The sequence below is a fragment of the Kribbella sp. NPDC003505 genome (assembly GCF_040610875.1).
Taxonomy (GTDB): domain Bacteria; phylum Actinomycetota; class Actinomycetes; order Propionibacteriales; family Kribbellaceae; genus Kribbella.
In genome coordinates this window covers 138,721-152,673 of the sequence record NZ_JBEXNA010000018.1, presented here as the reverse complement: position 1 = coordinate 152,673, position 13,953 = coordinate 138,721, and the positions used below count along the sequence as shown (strand labels likewise).

Genomic DNA, 13,953 nt, shown 5'->3' with positions numbered 1-13,953 from the left:
GACAGCTGCGTCGTCCGCGGGCTCCTCGGTGCCGCTCTCGGCGCCTAGGGCGGGCGCGACGGCGGCGAGGTGGACGACCAGGAGCCGCCGTCTCAGGGGTCAACCCCGGAACAGGGCAGTGATCGGCTTACCTGAGCACCTTGAACCAGAGGCTGGTGGCGAGTGGGGTTTCGGTGCTGCTGAGGCGTTCGAGGCGGACGGTGCGGCCGCCTGGGTGGTCGAAGAGGCGGGTGCCGTCGCCGAGCATGACCGGGGCGTAGAGGAGCAGGACCTCGTCCAGCGCACCGGCCTCGATGCACTGCTTGGCGATGTTCGCGCCGATGACGTTGACGTACTTGTCGCCGGCCGCCTCCCGGGCCTCGGCGAGTGCCTTCGCGAAGTCGTCGACGTAGGTGACGCCAGCCTCCGGCGCGGACGGCGGCCGGTGCGTGACGACGTACGCCGGTCCGCTCCAGCCACCGCCGAACGCCTCGCCCTCGCCGGCCTCGCCCTTGTGCGGATCGTCGCCGTCGTGCGACCGGCGCCCGATCAGCAGCGACCCGATCCGGGGGATCAGGGCGTCGACCTCCGGGTTGGGGCCGAGGTACGGGCGCATCCACTGCATGTCGCCGCCCGGGCCGGTGATGAAGCCGTCCACCGACATCGTCACCGAGTACAGAACCTTCGCCATCGTCGTTCCTTTCGTTCGGGTGGTGTTGAGACGAACGAGGCGGGTGAAACTCATCGGCAGGAATTCGCTGGTGTCCGGCGAGCACCCGGACCATGATGGGTCGCATGTCTGCCAAGGCTGCTGCCGCTCACTGATCGTCACCGCGCCCGATGACTCCTGGCGCGTCCGATCAAGCCCGTCCCGTGGACGGGCCCCTCAGCGTGCAGTCCATCAGCCTTGGAGCCGGTCTTTCCATGACTTCTCAGTCCTGGGTCGAGGTCGCGTGTGACGAGTCGGGGTTCTCCGGAACCAACCTGCTCGACCCCGCCTCACCCGTCATCACCCATGCCAGTGTCGATCTCTCGGTCCCCGCGGCCGCCGACGTGATCGACGTCCTGCGAGCCCGGCTGCACCGCAGGACGGAGTACAAGTCCAACCAGTTGCTGCGGCCCGAGCAGCGGCCCGCCCTCGAGTGGCTGCTCACCACCTTGCGGGGGCACGCCCATGTCCACGTCATCGACAAGACCGCGTACGTCGCCGCGCGCGTGGTCGAGCTGTTCACCGAGGAGCCGTCGTACGGCGCCGGCACCAGCCTCGGCGCGGATCACTCGGAGCTCGTCGCGGCGCTGCGGCACCGGACCGGCTTCCTGGCCGCCTTCGTGGACCTGGCCCGGACCAAACGGGTGCGGCTGATGGACCACGCCGCCGTCGACCGGTTCTTCGCGACGATGCCGGCCGACGTCCCGGCGTTGGGCGGGCTGACGCGGTCCCGCGTCGAGGAGGTGATGCAGCGGCTGATCGACGAGGACCCGGAGCTTCCGCCGCCGTTGGAGCCGCTGGTCCCGGCGCTCGCCGAGACGGTGCTGTACTGGAGCGCCGACGGTCGCCAAGTTGCCGTGGTCCACGACGAGCAGAGTGCGCTGACACCGGGCCGGGTGGCCAGGCTGGGCGCGTTCCTCGCCGCGGGGGCGGAGCGGGGGCCGCTGCGGTCGTTGGTCCAGGTCGACTCCAGATCCGATCCGCGGGTCCAGGTCGCCGACTTCCTGGCCGGGATCGCGCGCCGGCGGACGCCGGACCTGGCGGAACTGCTCGAGCCCTACACCTGTGCCGCCACGAACTCCTCCCAGGTGTGAGTGCCGACGGTGGCGCCGGTGAGCGTGAGGTTGCCGCCCGCGCGGTACACCTTGCCTGCCTTGCCGGGGACGCGGATCGGCAGTGACAGCCGGTGCTTCCTGGTGGTTCGCAGGTAGTCGCGGGCCAGCTCCGCCAGGCTGTAGACCTTCGGTCCGACGAGATCGGGGACGAGGCCCTGCGGCTCACCGAGCGTGAGTTCGGCGAGCCGCTCGGCCACGTCCCGGCTGTCGACCGGCTGGAACCGGAGGCCGCCGGGTACCGGCAGGACGGGCAGTTTCGCCATCGTCCGTACGGCGTTCCAGGCGAAGTCGTGCAGCTGGGCGACCCGCAGCACGGTCCACGGCACCGAGGACCCGCGGACCGCCTGCTCGGCGCCGAGCTTCGACCTGAAATACGTGAGCGGCAGCTGGTCGACCGCGGTCACCGAGATGTGCACCAGGTGCCCGACCTTCGCGCGCTCGGCCGCCGCGACCAGGTTCCGGGTGCCGATCTCGTCGCCCTTCGGGCCGCCGGCCAGATGCAGGACGATGTCCACGCCGTCCAGGGCCCGGTCCAGCCCTTCACCGGTCAGGAGGTCGACGGCCTGGTACTCGACGCCGTCGCCGCGGTCGTCCGCGTGCCGGCTGACGACGCGGATCTTGCTGCCGGCCGCCTGCAGCAGCGGGACCACCCGACGGCCGATCGTTCCGGTACCGCCTGTCACCAGGATCATGAGCTTCTCCGTTCCTCGTTGTGTCTCTGCAGCGCTGACGGAGCCCGGTGGGCGGAGTGTGACCGAATGTGAGCTGGAATACATCGGGGCAGAATGTCGAGGGCCTGCCGGCGCCTCCGACGTCCGGGGTGCACGGGATACCGACACAGGAGGTTCTGTCATGAAGTACGTGGTCCTGATCCACTCCACCCCGCAGCCGTGGGGTCACCCGACGATCGACTTCACCGAGGTCGGCCGCGCGATCCCGGCGGACGAGCGGGCCGCGATGGGCAAGGAGTTCGACGAGATGCTCACCGAGCTGTCCGCGTCCGGCGAGCTGGTCACCGGTCTGGCGTTGGACGCACCATCGACCGCCCGGACCTATCGCTGGGAGGGCAAGCGTCCGGTGAACACCGACGGCCCGTACGCCGAGTCCAAGGAACAGCTGGCCGGCTTCTTCGTCCTGGACTGCGCCACCCGGGCGCGGGCCGAGGAGTTGGCGGCCAAGTTCGCGGGTCCGGGCGATGTCATCGAGCTGCGCCCGGAGATGGAGTTCTGACGACGCTTGCGGACAGTAACGCGCGGATGTGACGTAGGACGGGATTTTGGAGTGACGTACGCCGTACCGCGGGCGCGGCCGGTCCCATAACCTGGGGGACTTACCAGGGGTCAGGAGGGGCGCCATGACGACTGTCTTGTTGATGGGACCGCCGGGCGCGGGCAAGGGGACGCACGCGGGTCACCTGGCCGGACATCTCGGGGTGCCGGTCATCTCCACCGGTGACCTGTTCCGCCGCAACATCAAGGACGGCACCGAGCTCGGCCGGACCGCGCAGCGCTACCTCGACGCCGGGGAGTACGTGCCCGACGAGGTCACGAACGCCATGGTCCGCGACCGCCTCGCGGCCGCCGACGCCCGTCCGGGATTCGTCCTGGACGGGTATCCGCGCACGCTCGAGCAGGCCGGCGTCCTGGACGACATCCTCGCCGGACAAGGGCGCTCACTCGACGCGGCCCTGGTGCTGCAGGTCGAGCCCGACGCGCTCGTCGCCCGGCTGCTCCGGCGCGCCGAGATCGAGCACCGCTCGGACGACACCGAGGACGTCATCCGCCGCCGCTTCGAGGTCTACCACGAGCAGACCGCTCCGCTGATCCACTTCTACGGCGGCCGCGGCATCCACCACGAGGTCGACGCGTCGTCCGACATCGACACGGTCCGCGCCCGCGTCTGGCAGGTCGCCGTACGCCTCAAGCCGGCCGCGTAGCCTCCGTCGTCAGGCGCGCCAGGTCGGGGCCACCGTCTTGCGGTAGGAGCGGCCGAAGACGCCGGCGATCACGGCCAGGACCGGCTTCGGGACCGTGCCGGTGATGGCGGCGGATTCCGCCGGGGTGGCTCCGTCGAGCGCCCAGGCGAAGAAAGTCCCGCCTTGCGCCGGGCCGACCTTCGCGAACTCGCGACCCATCGCCTTCAGCTCGGGCGAGCCCTCGTTGGCCAGGTAGACCGGTTCGATCTCGGCCTCTTCGTGCTCGAGGTGCTCGACGGTGACCCGTTGCAGCTCCTGGATCGCTGCGTGTGCGGCTGCGGCGTCCTCCGCGCTCGCCGTGCGTCGCAACCTACCCATCGCGGTCCGCGACGCCGCCAGGGCGGCCGCCATCGTGTCGTGCTCGGCGTCCAGTTGCGTCAGCAGGTCCCGATTGACGCCGAGCTTCTCCAGCGCCGGCCACGCGATCTCGTGCTCGCCCTCGTGGTGCCGGGTCAGCTGACTGTCGAAGTTCTGCCAGGCCGTGGCCAGCTGCACGGCCCGCGTGCGGTCCCCGGCCGGGAACCGTTGCAGTGCGTCCAGGAACCGATCCAGATCCCGCCGGACAGCGGCATGGATCGCCTTGTTCATGCTCATCTCCCCCATGGGTGGGAGTATCCGTCCCGGGAACAACTGTTGACCAGAGCAAGTTGGTGCTGAATATGCATGGTGAGTACAAGGTCCCGGGCGGGAAGCTCGTCGTCGCGGACCTGGATCTGGTCGACGATCACGTGCGGAACGCGCAGATCTCCGGAGACTTCTTCCTGGAGCCCGACGACGCGCTGGAGCGGATCAACGGGGCGCTGGCCGGTCTGCAGGTGGACACGTCCGCGGCCCAGATCGCGGCCCGGGTGCGCGGCGCGCTCGGGGACGGCGTCGAGATGCTCGGGTTCTCGCCCGAGGCCGTCGCGGTCGCGGTCCGGCGGGCGGTGACCGGCGCGACCGGCTGGCGCGACCACGCGTGGGAGTTCGTGCACGACGTACCGCGGGATCCGGCGCTGCAGATGGCGCTCGACGAGGTGCTGACCGAAGAGGTCGGGTCGGGGCAGCGGCCGCCGACGTTGCGGGTCTGGGAATGGGCGTCGAACGCGGTCATCATCGGCAGCTTCCAGTCGCTGCGCAACGAGGTCGACCTGGGCGGCGCGGCCCGCCACGAGGTCACCGTCGTCCGGCGGATCAGCGGCGGCGGCGCGATGTTCGTGGAGCCGGGCAACACGATCACGTACTCGCTGTACGTGCCGGAGTCGCTCGTGTCCGGCCTGTCGTTCGTCGAGTCGTACGCGTTCCTCGACGACTGGGTCATTGGCGCGCTCAACGATCTCGGCATCGCGGCGACGTACCAGCCGATCAACGACATCACCTCGCCGGCGGGCAAGATCGCCGGTGCCGCGCAGAAACGGTTCGCCGGCGGCGCGGTGCTGCACCACGTGACGATGGCCTACGACATGGACGCCGGCAAGATGCTCGAGGTCCTGCGGATCGGCCGCGAGAAGCTGTCCGACAAGGGCACCACCAGCGCGAACAAGCGGGTCGACCCGCTGCGCAGCCAGACCGGTCTCGACCGCGCAGACGTGATCTCGCGGATGGTCGGCACCTTCCGGAACCGCTACGGGCTGGCGGACGGCGTGATCTCGGCCGGCACCGTCGCGCAGGCCGAGGAGCGGGTCGGCGCCAAGTTCGGCACCGAGGAGTGGCTCACGCGGGTGCCGTGATCGGTACGGCGTTGCCGCTCACCCGCACGCGGTTGTCGTCCGGGCGGAGCTCGACCGTGATGCGGCTCGGCCGCCCGAGGTCCGCGCCCTGGTGCAGGGTGATCGTGGGCCGTGCCTCGCCGAGCTCCCGCAGGTAGGCGCCGAACGCGGCCGCGGCGGCGCCGGTCGCCGGGTCCTCGACCACACCGCCCACCGGGAACGGGTCGCGCACGTGGAAGACGGCCGGCGATTCCCGCCAGACGAGCTGCAGCGTGGTCAGGTCGCGGTCCAGCATGTACGCGAGCAGGCGGTCGAAGTCGTAGTCCAGGTCGGCCAGTCGTTGCCTGGTCGCCGTACTGAGCACGAGATGCCGCGCCCCGGCGTACGCGATTCGCGGCGGCAGGGCGGGGTCGAGATCGCCGGGTGACCAGCGCAGGATGTCGAGCACGTCGCCGAGCTCGCCGGCCGACTCGACGTACGGCTCGACGCTGGTGAGTGTGGCGCGCAGGTTGCCGTCGACCGTCACCGGGACTTCACCGGCCTGCGTCGCGAACACGATCTCGCCGGGGCCGGTCCGCTCCGCCAGCGCGACGGCGGTCGCGACGGTCGCGTGACCGCAGAACGGAACCTCGGCCTTGGGGGAGAAGTACCGCACCGGGCGGGGGTCGCCCTTGCCGGTGAGGAACGCGGTCTCGGAGTACCCGACCTCGGCCGCGATCGCCTGCATCGCAGCGTCGTCGAGCCCACTCGCGTCGAGCACCACACCGGCCGGATTGCCCCCGGCCGGATCGGACGTGAAAGCCGCGTAGCGGAGAACGGTCGCCATACGGGTCATCCAATCACCGCGTCCGGTCCAGCTGCGGCTCGGGGATCGCCAGCGTCCGCCCGAACTCCTTCGCCTGCTCGCGTGCCGCGTCGTCACCGCGCCGGTACCGGAAGATCCGCTCCGGGAAGACCACGAAGATCTCGTGCTCGTCATGGAAGCCGGCGTACCACCCCATCAACGCTCCGCTGTACATGCGGGCGAAGATACGGCCTGGCGCCGACAATGGCCGGTATGGAGATCGGGTACGTCATCTTGTACGTCGAGGACCTGGACGTGTCCGTGCGGTTCTACCGCGACGTGGTGGGGTTGGCGTACAAGTTCACGGATGCGGGGTACGCCGAGTTCGACGCCGGCGGGCTGCGTTTCGCGTTGTACGAGCGCCGGCGGGCGGAGTGGTTGACCGGGCGGGCGGTGACGCCGGGAGCGGGCGGGGAAGTGGTGGTGCCGGTGGACGACGTCGACGCGTACGCCGAACGGCTGCGGGCGGCCGGCGTACCGGTGCTGAGCGGGCCGGCGGACCGTCCGTGGGGACACCGGACGGTCCACGTCGCCGACCCGGACGGGTTCGTCGTGGAGTTCGCAGAGGAGATCCCGCGGACCCGGGGGCGGCTCTAGGTCAGCGATAGGTCAGCGGTAGTGACGCCTGCGGGACATACCGCTGATCAGGATGATCCAGAACATGCCCCACAGAAGCCAGGGCGCGGTAAGCGCAACCGACGTGACCACCAGGCCGATCATCAGGAACGGCGCCAGCATCAGGAACGGCGGCGGCGGACCGGGACGACGGCGGAGGGCGGCCGGGGCCGGCGCGACCTGCAGTTCCGTCGACGCCGGCAGGTCGTCGAACAACGGCTCGAGATCGTCGGCGTACCGTGCCCGCGTCACCACCTCGCTCCGCTCCTCGAACTCGGCCTGGGTCAACCGGCCAGCCACGAAGTGCTCGCTCAGCATCGAGACGGCGCGGTCCCGCTCGGCGTCGCCGATGCGCACCCGCTTCCGGCCGCTTCGCGGCTGCTCCGGGGGCGCGTCGTTGCGGCCGGCGTCGTCCCAGCGTGTGTCGCGGCCGGCATCATCCGAGGCGGCGTCGGGGCGTTCGGTGTTCCAGGCGGCGGCTCGCCACTCGCCGCTCCAACCGCGGCCGTGCCAGTCGCCGCCCCAGCCGTGTTGCTGCGGACGACCGCCCGGCTCACCGAACCAGCCCTGCCCGTTCCAGCCCTGCCCGTTCCAGACCTGTCCGTCCCAGCCTTGGCCGCGCCGGCGTTGCCGGCTGCCGGGACCGCCTCGCCGGGGACGGTCCCGATCGGCGGAGCTCATGAACGGTCCTGCTCGGTGCCGTCGTCCTCCTCGGCGAGGATGCCGTACAGCTTCCGGCGCAGATCGGCGACCGCCTCGCGGGCCCTCGCCTGCTGCTCCGGTGTACCGCTCGCCAGGATCTGCCACATCGCCGTCGCGACCTGCCCGAACAGCGGCTTGAACCCGTTCTCGTCGTCACCCGACGGAGCGCTCATCGCCTCCCACGGCGCGGACACCTCGTCCTGGTGCTCGGCGACGTACGTGCGGCCCTCGTCGGTCAGCCGGAACGTCCGCCGCCCGACCTCCGCGTCTGCGGTCACCAGACCCTCGTCCTCGAGCTGCTGCAGCGTCGGGTAGATCGAGCCCGGGCTGGGCTTCCACACGCCGCCGCTGCGCTCGGCGATCTCCTGGATGATCCCGTAGCCGTTCATCGGCTGCTCGGCGAGCACGGCGAGAATCGCCGCCCGGACATCGCCGCGGCGCGCCTTCGGTCCACGCCAGCGCGGCGGCGGTCCCCACGGCGGCCCGAACATCTGCCCGCCGCCGAACATCCCCCACGGCGGCCCGAAGTTCTGCTGATGCCCCCGGTGCCCCTGGTGCCCGCGGTGACCGCTCATCGCCGCGCGCAACTCCTGCTTGATGTCGTCGAAGCTTCCGCACTGTCGCTCGAACTGTCGCTCGAACTGCCGCACGAACTCCTGCCACGGCCAGCCCGCGGCGTACGCCGATCCGGTCATCTGGACCACCCGTCCCTCACGAAAGTGATTGCGATAGTTCGACGATATATCGCGAACCATCGCGACCCAAGGGACTCAGGCGTTGAACTTGAGGTCCTTCACGACCGCGGTCAGCACCACGGAATTGTCGACGACGCTGATCCCGGTGAGCTGCGCGCCGAACGGCAGCTCAGGCACCGTGATGCCGCCGGCGAGCTGGCTGCGGATCGCGTCCTGCACGGGCGCCGGGATCGAGTCGGCGAGCTTCCCGAGCGTCAACGCGACGCGGCCGTCCTTCACCTCCGGCGTGATCGGCACGTCGACGGTGAAGCTGCGGACCGCCGCCTTCACGTGCAGCCTGCCGTCGACGACCGTCATCGTGAGGCCTTCGAGACCGGTGCTCTTGACTGCGAGCCGGCCCAACTCGCGCGGCGACAACTGCAGTCGCAGGTCGGTCGCGTCGACAGTCACCGCACCGGACTGCTGTGTGAGCAGCGACCGCGGGACGTGCACGTTCTGCAGCTCGACCTTCAGGTCCTCACCAGGGACGCCGGAGAACGTCGGCTTCTCCATCGTCAGCGTGACCTTGGAGAAGTCCTCCTTCGCCAGCTGCGGCAGGAACCCGAAGCCGCCGATCTTCACCGACGTGCCGGCCGAGCGTACGTCGTACTGCTTGGCCTCCTGCTCGGCCATCGACGCGAGCTGGTTCTCCGCCACGTACGCGGCGGCGCGATCGACGACGATCGCCAAGACCGCCAGCACCACCAGCGTGACGACGAGCCGGCGGAACCACCGGCTTGGTCTCCTGGAACTCATCACTGCCCTTCTCCCGGTCGACGCGCACAGCCTAGAACCCCGGTGGTGAGACTCCGGCCGGCCGCACCCGGTTCGTGCCGGCGCCGTTCCAGGAAAAACGATTGCCTCGACGGGCACGGCTCGCGTTGGCTGGACGGCATGGCTGAACTGCGTACCGATCGACTCGTCCTGCGTCGATGGCGAGACTCCGACCTCGAACCATGGGCGGCGATGAATGCCGATCCCGAGGTCCGTGAGCACCTGGGCGACCTGCTGACCCGCGAACAGAGCGATGCCTCGGTGGCAGCGTTCCAGGCCGAGTTCGACCAGCGAGGCTACGGCTGGTGGGCCGTCGAGGTGCAGGCCACGGGCGAGTTCATCGGTTTCGCGGGCCTCGACCGGGTGGATGACGGCATGCCGTTCACCGGAGTGGAGATCGGCTGGAGGCTCGCCCGGTCGGCCTGGGGTCACGGCTACGCGACCGAGGCCGCGCTGAAAGTGCTGGACTACGGCTTCGAGACGCTCGAACTTCCCGAGATCCTTGCCGTCACAACGGCTACCAACCTCCGTTCGCAGGCGGTGATGCGCCGCATCGGTATGACCCGGGACCCTGCCGACGACTTCGACAACCCCACCGAGCCCGAAGGGCCGTTGCGCCCGAACGTGTTGTTCCGCATCGAACGCCGGCCAGCGACGCGTTAGCGTCGCAGTGCCTCGATGGATTCGCGGAGCGCGTCGTCGACCGGCGTGGGCTTGATGCCAAAGGCAACAGTCGCGGCGGTCGCGTCGAGGACGAAGGGGCGCCGCCACTGGTACTGCGTCTCGACCAGCGCGTGCGCCGTCGGGTTGAACAGACCGGCCAGGCGCAACGCGATCAGAGGCATCGCGGCGACCCGGGCGGGCGGTGCGCCGGCCAACTCGGCCGCGCGGGCGGCGAGGGCGCGGACCGTCACCGGCTCCGCGCTCGGTACATGCCACGCGCGACCCCACGCGCTCTCGTCGTCGCCCACCGCGATCAAGGCGCGCGCGACGTCGCCGACGTACGTCCAGGTGTGCGGCGCGTCCAGGTCGGCCGGTGCGGAGGCGCGCTTGCCGGCGATCACCTTGGGCAGCACCATCACGCTGAACGACGTCACCGCGCCGGCGCCGAGATAGTCCGAGCCGCGCACCTCGGCGGTCCGGATCCGCCCGGCGCGATGTGCCTCCAGCGCGTCGTTCCACAGCTTGACCCGTACCTGACCCTTGATCGAGTTGGGCCGCAGCGGCATGTCCTCGGTCATGGGTTTGTCCACCGCGCCGTACCCGTAGAGATTTCCGGTTGTGACGAGCACAGCCCCGGTGGCCTCGGCCGCCTTGACGAGTGCTGCGCCGAGAGGCGGCCAGTCGGTCGGCCAGCGGTGGTACGGCGGGCCCGCGCACGAGTAGATCGTCGCCGCGCCCTCGGCGTACCGCTTCAGCGTTTCGGCGTCGGTCGCGTCCGCCGCGATCCGCTCGACGCCGTCCGGGCCGCTGCCGGAGCGGGTGATGACACGGACCTGGTCGCCCCGCTCGGCGAGCCGGCGCGCGGTGGCCGTCCCGACCGGCCCGGCGCCGACGACGATCTGCAGAGACATGGGACCCCTCCGTTCGAGAACACTGTTCTCGGAACAGTTCACTGCACTGCGATGGTCTTGTCAAGAACAGTGTTCTCGATACGCATCAGCGTTCTCGGTCTGTGCCAGACTGGGGTCATGTCAGCATCGTCGCTCCGCGCCCGCGTCCGATCGGAGATGAGTCAGGAGATCAAGGCCGTTGCCCGGCGGCACCTCGCGACCGACGGCGCCGACCTGTCGTTGCGCGCGGTGGCCCGCGACCTCGACATCGTCGCCTCGGCGCTCTATCGGTACTTTCCGAGCCGCGATGCGCTCCTCACCGCGCTGATCATCGACGCCTACGACGACCTCGCCGATGCCGCGGGCGCCGCCGAGTCCGCCGTACCGCGCGACGACCTCCGCGGGCGGTGGCTCGCCGTGTGCCGCGGCGTCCGTGACTGGGCACTCGCGCATCCGGCCGAGTACGGCCTGATCTACGGCAGCCCCGTGCCCGGGTACGCGGCACCGGAGGACACCGTCGAGCCGGCGACCAAGGTGATCCTGCTGCTGGCCGCGATCGTCGCCGACGCCGCTCCGCCGTCGGCTGACCTGCCCTCGGCGCTGCACGATGATCTGCATCGCCTCATCGCGGGCCGCGGTAGCACCATGCCGGAGGATCAGCTCGACCGCGTGCTGGTCGCCTGGACGCACTTGTACGGCGTCCTCAACTTCGAGGTCTTCGGTCGTCTCGACAGCATGATCGAAGCCCGCTCGGACTACTTCGACCACCACATGCACCTGATGGCCGACCTGGCCGGGCTCCCGACCTGACAGTGGGGCGGGACCGTGTCCCGCCCCACTGGATGGGTCGACGTCAGGAAGTGGCCGCCAGAGCGTTCACCATGCCGGCGCCGTAGAAGGTGGTGCTGGACGGTCCGCCGGTGCACTGACGGACGTCATCGGCCGGCCAGTTGGCCGGGCAGGCGGTAGGTGTCGCCGTACGGCGAAGCTCCGCCGCCACGGCACCCGGGCTCCAGTTCGGGTGGAGCTGCCGGATCAGGGCTGCCACGCCCGCTACATGCGGCGATGCCATGGACGTCCCACTGATCCAGACCCAGCGGGCGCCGTTCGCGTCCTCGACACCACGTCCAGCAGCGGCCAGTGCCTCCCACTGGCCGGTCCCGTCGGTGCTCGACCAGCCGGCGAGGATCCGGCCGTACGTCGTACCCGGGGTCTGGGCCGCGTCGCCACCAGGTGCGGTGACGTCGACGGTCGGACCGCCGGTGTTGGAGTAGCTGGCAAGCGTGCTCACGCCGGACGCCGACACCGCAACGACACCGGGGAGTTCAGCCGGGGCGACCCGGCAGTTGTTGTGCACGATGCGCTCGACTGCCGCGTCCGGCGGCCAGTCCGGGCTGATGGTGTCGGTCGTCGGGTGCCCAAGGTCCTGCGCCTCGTTACCGGCCGCGGCCACGATCACGACGCCACGCTGCTGCGCGTACCGGGCAGCGCTCTGCAGGTCCTGCAGAAGGGCCCGCTGCTCGGCGTCGTTACCGCAGAAGTACAGCCACGGGTCGGCGAACAGGCTCAGGTTGACGACGTCGAGGCGCTGATCACCGGCGTACCGGAGCGCGGCGGCCACCGAGTCGGCGAAGCAGTAGCCCGCGATCGTGCAGGCCTTGATCGCGACGATCGTCGCGTTGGGGGCCACCCCGGCGATGCCGACACCGTTGAGCCGCCCGGCGATCGTGGTGGCCACATGGGTGCCGTGGCCTTGCAGGTCCTGTACCGCCGCCTTGTTGGCGCAGTTGCCGTTCGCGATCTCCTGCGGATCGGCCGTCGGCGTGGTCGAGAAGATGAACGAGCAGGACCGGGCTACGTCCAGATGCCCGGTCAGGTCGGGATGGGTCAGATCGACGCCACCGTCGATCACCCCGACATCGACGCCGGCACCCGTGGCGTTGGCGTACGACGCCGCACCGACCCCGATCCGCCGCATGTCCCACTGACAGGCCGACAACGGCTCGGGACCCTGCGCGACGCCGAAGAAGGCAGCGCAGTTCGCTGACGCCTGTGCCGGCGTCAAGGCGCCCGGGGTGGCGGCCGCCGCTGGAGTGATCAACCCCAGCATCAGCGCGAGCACAGCCCCCACGAGCAGCACAAGCTTTCTCATTCCGAATCCCCTTCCCCCAAGGCGGTGACGACACACCGCCCGATCGATGCCTCATGATCGGTCGGCTCCGGGGACTGCGCAACGACTCGGCGATGGGTACCAGGTTCCGCCGTTGCTAGGGTGGTTCGTCATTATGTTTCTTCTGCAGATGTCCGGCGTCCCGGGTTCCGGGAAGTCCACGGTCGCCGCCCACGTCGTGGCAGCCCACGGAGCGGTCGCCGTCGACTACGACGTCATCAAGAGCGCCATCCTCGACGCCGGCTTCGATCTCGCCGCCAGCACGAAGGCGGCCTACGAGACCATGTACGGGCTGGCACGGCATCTGCTCACGCAGGGTCATCACGTGGTCATGGACAGCCCTTGCTTCTGGCCCCGCATCGTCACCGAGGGTATGTCGATCGCCGCTGCCCAGGGCGCGACGTACAAGTACATCGAGTGCCAGGTCACCGATCTGCAGGTCGTCGACGAGCGACTGCGCCGACGCCCGCGGTTGAGAAGCCACCGCCCGACCCTCAACGACTTACCGAAGGACGTTGCAGGCGATCCGGTGGACGGCGAAGCTCTGTTCCGCGAATGGATGACCCGGATCGAACGTCCGGCGACCGAATACCTCGCACTGGACATGCACCGCCCCCTGGCCGACCTGGTACCGGAGATCGACGCCTACCTGAAGGCCTAGTTGTACTCTGTGGCTCGAGGCAACCAACTTCAGGATCGGGGGCACCATGACTGCTGTGGCCCGATTGGTCACTCACGTGGACCTGGAGGAGCAAGCCACGGATGCTTCGCGCCTGTCGGTGTCGGCCCGGCTCGAGGCAGTGCTGACGGACGGCCGCACCGTGGTCCTGCTCGACGATCGCGGGTGGAGTTGCTCGGGTCCCGCGGATCTCCGGGACAGGCTGTCCGCAACGGACATCGAGAACGACGCCCTGACGGTCGTCGGGCCCGACGAGCCCAGCGACGGCACGACGCACGACCAGATGGCGGCCGCCCACTGGGCGTACCTGGCCGGCATCCTCCGCCGACACGGCGTCGACGCCGACGCGGACGTACTGCGGCGACTCCCCGTCGCGGTCGCACTCAGTGAGTCGCTGCAAGCCTGGGTGACCTAGA

Annotated in this window: 19 protein-coding genes; 9 read left to right on the top strand and 10 right to left on the bottom strand. The window is 70.0% G+C overall.

The genetic code is table 11. The annotated features are described in order from the left end of the window. Window positions 1–127: 127 nt before the first annotated feature. The gene (locus ABZX12_RS40670; RefSeq protein ID WP_355700825.1) at window positions 128–670 is read right to left on the bottom strand and encodes a dihydrofolate reductase family protein; all 543 of its coding nucleotides are present in this window, start codon (window positions 668–670) and stop codon (window positions 128–130) included. A 233-nt stretch (window positions 671–903) separates the two neighbouring features. Here ABZX12_RS40670 and ABZX12_RS40665 point away from each other — a divergent pair, with 233 nt between their 5' ends. Further along, on the top strand, window positions 904–1,782 hold the full coding sequence (locus tag ABZX12_RS40665; protein WP_355700824.1) for a DUF3800 domain-containing protein: 879 nt from the start codon (window positions 904–906) through the stop codon (window positions 1,780–1,782). Here ABZX12_RS40665 and ABZX12_RS40660 read toward each other — a convergent pair. Then, complete coding sequence (locus ABZX12_RS40660) at window positions 1,746–2,495, bottom strand: NAD(P)H-binding protein (RefSeq protein ID WP_355700823.1); 750 nt, start codon at window positions 2,493–2,495, stop codon at window positions 1,746–1,748. The two genes, ABZX12_RS40665 and ABZX12_RS40660, sit on opposite strands and share 37 nt — an antisense overlap. Window positions 2,496–2,655: 160 nt before the next feature. Here ABZX12_RS40660 and ABZX12_RS40655 point away from each other — a divergent pair, with 160 nt between their 5' ends. Together ABZX12_RS40655 and ABZX12_RS40650 are read left to right on the top strand one after the other, a co-directional pair. Further along, window positions 2,656–3,033, top strand: coding sequence for a YciI family protein (locus ABZX12_RS40655; protein WP_355700822.1), 378 nt, complete (start codon window positions 2,656–2,658; stop codon window positions 3,031–3,033). 124 nt (window positions 3,034–3,157) lie between these two features. Beyond that, window positions 3,158–3,739, top strand: coding sequence for an adenylate kinase (locus ABZX12_RS40650; RefSeq protein ID WP_355700821.1), 582 nt, complete (start codon window positions 3,158–3,160; stop codon window positions 3,737–3,739). 9 nt (window positions 3,740–3,748) lie between these two features. Here ABZX12_RS40650 and ABZX12_RS40645 read toward each other — a convergent pair whose 3' ends face one another. After that, entirely contained in the window at window positions 3,749–4,381 is a 633-nt protein-coding gene (locus tag ABZX12_RS40645) for a hemerythrin domain-containing protein (protein ID WP_355700820.1), read from the bottom strand. Window positions 4,382–4,437: 56 nt separating this feature from the next. Between ABZX12_RS40645 and ABZX12_RS40640 the strand changes: the two genes are divergently transcribed. Next, window positions 4,438–5,487, top strand: a complete 1,050-nt coding sequence (locus ABZX12_RS40640) for a lipoate--protein ligase family protein (RefSeq protein WP_355700819.1) — start codon at window positions 4,438–4,440, stop codon at window positions 5,485–5,487. Here the strand turns inward: ABZX12_RS40640 and ABZX12_RS40635 are convergent. Both ABZX12_RS40635 and ABZX12_RS40630 read right to left on the bottom strand, forming a co-directional pair. Further along, complete coding sequence (locus tag ABZX12_RS40635; RefSeq protein ID WP_355700818.1) at window positions 5,471–6,292, bottom strand: PhzF family phenazine biosynthesis isomerase; 822 nt, start codon at window positions 6,290–6,292, stop codon at window positions 5,471–5,473. The two genes, ABZX12_RS40640 and ABZX12_RS40635, sit on opposite strands and share 17 nt — an antisense overlap. A 13-nt stretch (window positions 6,293–6,305) precedes the next feature. Then, window positions 6,306–6,485 carry a hypothetical protein gene (locus ABZX12_RS40630; protein ID WP_355700817.1) on the bottom strand — a complete coding sequence of 60 codons (180 nt, stop codon included), beginning with the start codon at window positions 6,483–6,485 and terminating at the stop codon, window positions 6,306–6,308. 38 nt (window positions 6,486–6,523) lie between these two features. Between ABZX12_RS40630 and ABZX12_RS40625 the strand changes: the two genes are divergently transcribed. Further along, the gene (locus tag ABZX12_RS40625; protein WP_355700816.1) at window positions 6,524–6,907 is read left to right on the top strand and encodes a VOC family protein; all 384 of its coding nucleotides are present in this window, start codon (window positions 6,524–6,526) and stop codon (window positions 6,905–6,907) included. A 12-nt stretch (window positions 6,908–6,919) separates the two neighbouring features. Here the strand turns inward: ABZX12_RS40625 and ABZX12_RS40620 are convergent, their stop codons facing one another. The 3 genes from ABZX12_RS40620 to ABZX12_RS40610 form a co-directional block, all read right to left on the bottom strand. Further along, window positions 6,920–7,606, bottom strand: a complete 687-nt coding sequence (locus ABZX12_RS40620; RefSeq protein ID WP_355700815.1) for a DUF1707 domain-containing protein — start codon at window positions 7,604–7,606, stop codon at window positions 6,920–6,922. Beyond that, a complete protein-coding gene (locus ABZX12_RS40615; protein WP_355700814.1) occupies window positions 7,603–8,322 on the bottom strand; it encodes a PadR family transcriptional regulator in 720 nt (239 codons plus the stop codon). The genes ABZX12_RS40620 and ABZX12_RS40615 overlap by 4 nt, the downstream gene beginning before the upstream one ends. Window positions 8,323–8,397: 75 nt before the next feature. Further along, window positions 8,398–9,117, bottom strand: coding sequence for a DUF2993 domain-containing protein (locus ABZX12_RS40610; RefSeq protein ID WP_355700813.1), 720 nt, complete (start codon window positions 9,115–9,117; stop codon window positions 8,398–8,400). 138 nt (window positions 9,118–9,255) lie between these two features. On the opposite strand from ABZX12_RS40610, the gene ABZX12_RS40605 reads away from it, so the two are divergent. Continuing rightward, window positions 9,256–9,798, top strand: a complete 543-nt coding sequence (locus tag ABZX12_RS40605; RefSeq protein WP_355700827.1) for a GNAT family N-acetyltransferase — start codon at window positions 9,256–9,258, stop codon at window positions 9,796–9,798. On the opposite strand, the gene ABZX12_RS40600 is transcribed toward ABZX12_RS40605, so the two are convergent. After that, the gene (locus tag ABZX12_RS40600; protein ID WP_355700812.1) at window positions 9,795–10,709 is read right to left on the bottom strand and encodes an NAD-dependent epimerase/dehydratase family protein; all 915 of its coding nucleotides are present in this window, start codon (window positions 10,707–10,709) and stop codon (window positions 9,795–9,797) included. The two genes, ABZX12_RS40605 and ABZX12_RS40600, sit on opposite strands and share 4 nt — an antisense overlap. 117 nt (window positions 10,710–10,826) lie before the next feature. Between ABZX12_RS40600 and ABZX12_RS40595 the strand changes: the two genes are divergently transcribed. Next, complete coding sequence (locus ABZX12_RS40595; RefSeq protein ID WP_355700811.1) at window positions 10,827–11,498, top strand: TetR/AcrR family transcriptional regulator; 672 nt, start codon at window positions 10,827–10,829, stop codon at window positions 11,496–11,498. Window positions 11,499–11,541: 43 nt separating this feature from the next. Here ABZX12_RS40595 and ABZX12_RS40590 read toward each other — a convergent pair whose 3' ends face one another. Further along, entirely contained in the window at window positions 11,542–12,840 is a 1,299-nt protein-coding gene (locus ABZX12_RS40590) for a S8 family serine peptidase (protein ID WP_355700810.1), read from the bottom strand. A gap of 133 nt (window positions 12,841–12,973) precedes the next feature. On the opposite strand from ABZX12_RS40590, the gene ABZX12_RS40585 reads away from it, so the two are divergent. Together ABZX12_RS40585 and ABZX12_RS40580 are read left to right on the top strand one after the other, a co-directional pair. After that, window positions 12,974–13,519 (top strand): AAA family ATPase, encoded by a 546-nt coding sequence (locus tag ABZX12_RS40585; RefSeq protein ID WP_355700809.1) that lies wholly within the window; start codon window positions 12,974–12,976, stop codon window positions 13,517–13,519. Window positions 13,520–13,565: 46 nt separating this feature from the next. Then, complete coding sequence (locus tag ABZX12_RS40580; protein ID WP_355700808.1) at window positions 13,566–13,952, top strand: hypothetical protein; 387 nt, start codon at window positions 13,566–13,568, stop codon at window positions 13,950–13,952. Window position 13,953: the final 1 nt, after the last annotated feature.

Coding starts and splice junctions, on each gene's coding strand:
- ABZX12_RS40605 (WP_355700827.1), top strand. CDS start 9,256: ATGGCTGAACTGCGTACCGATCGACTCGTCCTGCGTCGATGGCGAGAC.
- ABZX12_RS40665 (WP_355700824.1), top strand. CDS start 904: ATGACTTCTCAGTCCTGGGTCGAGGTCGCGTGTGACGAGTCGGGGTTC.
- ABZX12_RS40670 (WP_355700825.1), bottom strand. CDS start 670: ATGGCGAAGGTTCTGTACTCGGTGACGATGTCGGTGGACGGCTTCATC.
- ABZX12_RS40580 (WP_355700808.1), top strand. CDS start 13,566: ATGACTGCTGTGGCCCGATTGGTCACTCACGTGGACCTGGAGGAGCAA.
- ABZX12_RS40600 (WP_355700812.1), bottom strand. CDS start 10,709: ATGTCTCTGCAGATCGTCGTCGGCGCCGGGCCGGTCGGGACGGCCACC.
- ABZX12_RS40660 (WP_355700823.1), bottom strand. CDS start 2,495: ATGATCCTGGTGACAGGCGGTACCGGAACGATCGGCCGTCGGGTGGTC.
- ABZX12_RS40620 (WP_355700815.1), bottom strand. CDS start 7,606: ATGAGCTCCGCCGATCGGGACCGTCCCCGGCGAGGCGGTCCCGGCAGC.
- ABZX12_RS40630 (WP_355700817.1), bottom strand. CDS start 6,485: ATGTACAGCGGAGCGTTGATGGGGTGGTACGCCGGCTTCCATGACGAG.
- ABZX12_RS40650 (WP_355700821.1), top strand. CDS start 3,158: ATGACGACTGTCTTGTTGATGGGACCGCCGGGCGCGGGCAAGGGGACG.
- ABZX12_RS40615 (WP_355700814.1), bottom strand. CDS start 8,322: ATGACCGGATCGGCGTACGCCGCGGGCTGGCCGTGGCAGGAGTTCGTG.
- ABZX12_RS40585 (WP_355700809.1), top strand. CDS start 12,974: ATGTTTCTTCTGCAGATGTCCGGCGTCCCGGGTTCCGGGAAGTCCACG.
- ABZX12_RS40595 (WP_355700811.1), top strand. CDS start 10,827: ATGTCAGCATCGTCGCTCCGCGCCCGCGTCCGATCGGAGATGAGTCAG.
- ABZX12_RS40645 (WP_355700820.1), bottom strand. CDS start 4,381: ATGGGGGAGATGAGCATGAACAAGGCGATCCATGCCGCTGTCCGGCGG.
- ABZX12_RS40610 (WP_355700813.1), bottom strand. CDS start 9,117: ATGAGTTCCAGGAGACCAAGCCGGTGGTTCCGCCGGCTCGTCGTCACG.
- ABZX12_RS40590 (WP_355700810.1), bottom strand. CDS start 12,840: ATGAGAAAGCTTGTGCTGCTCGTGGGGGCTGTGCTCGCGCTGATGCTG.
- ABZX12_RS40625 (WP_355700816.1), top strand. CDS start 6,524: ATGGAGATCGGGTACGTCATCTTGTACGTCGAGGACCTGGACGTGTCC.
- ABZX12_RS40640 (WP_355700819.1), top strand. CDS start 4,438: ATGCATGGTGAGTACAAGGTCCCGGGCGGGAAGCTCGTCGTCGCGGAC.
- ABZX12_RS40635 (WP_355700818.1), bottom strand. CDS start 6,292: ATGGCGACCGTTCTCCGCTACGCGGCTTTCACGTCCGATCCGGCCGGG.
- ABZX12_RS40655 (WP_355700822.1), top strand. CDS start 2,656: ATGAAGTACGTGGTCCTGATCCACTCCACCCCGCAGCCGTGGGGTCAC.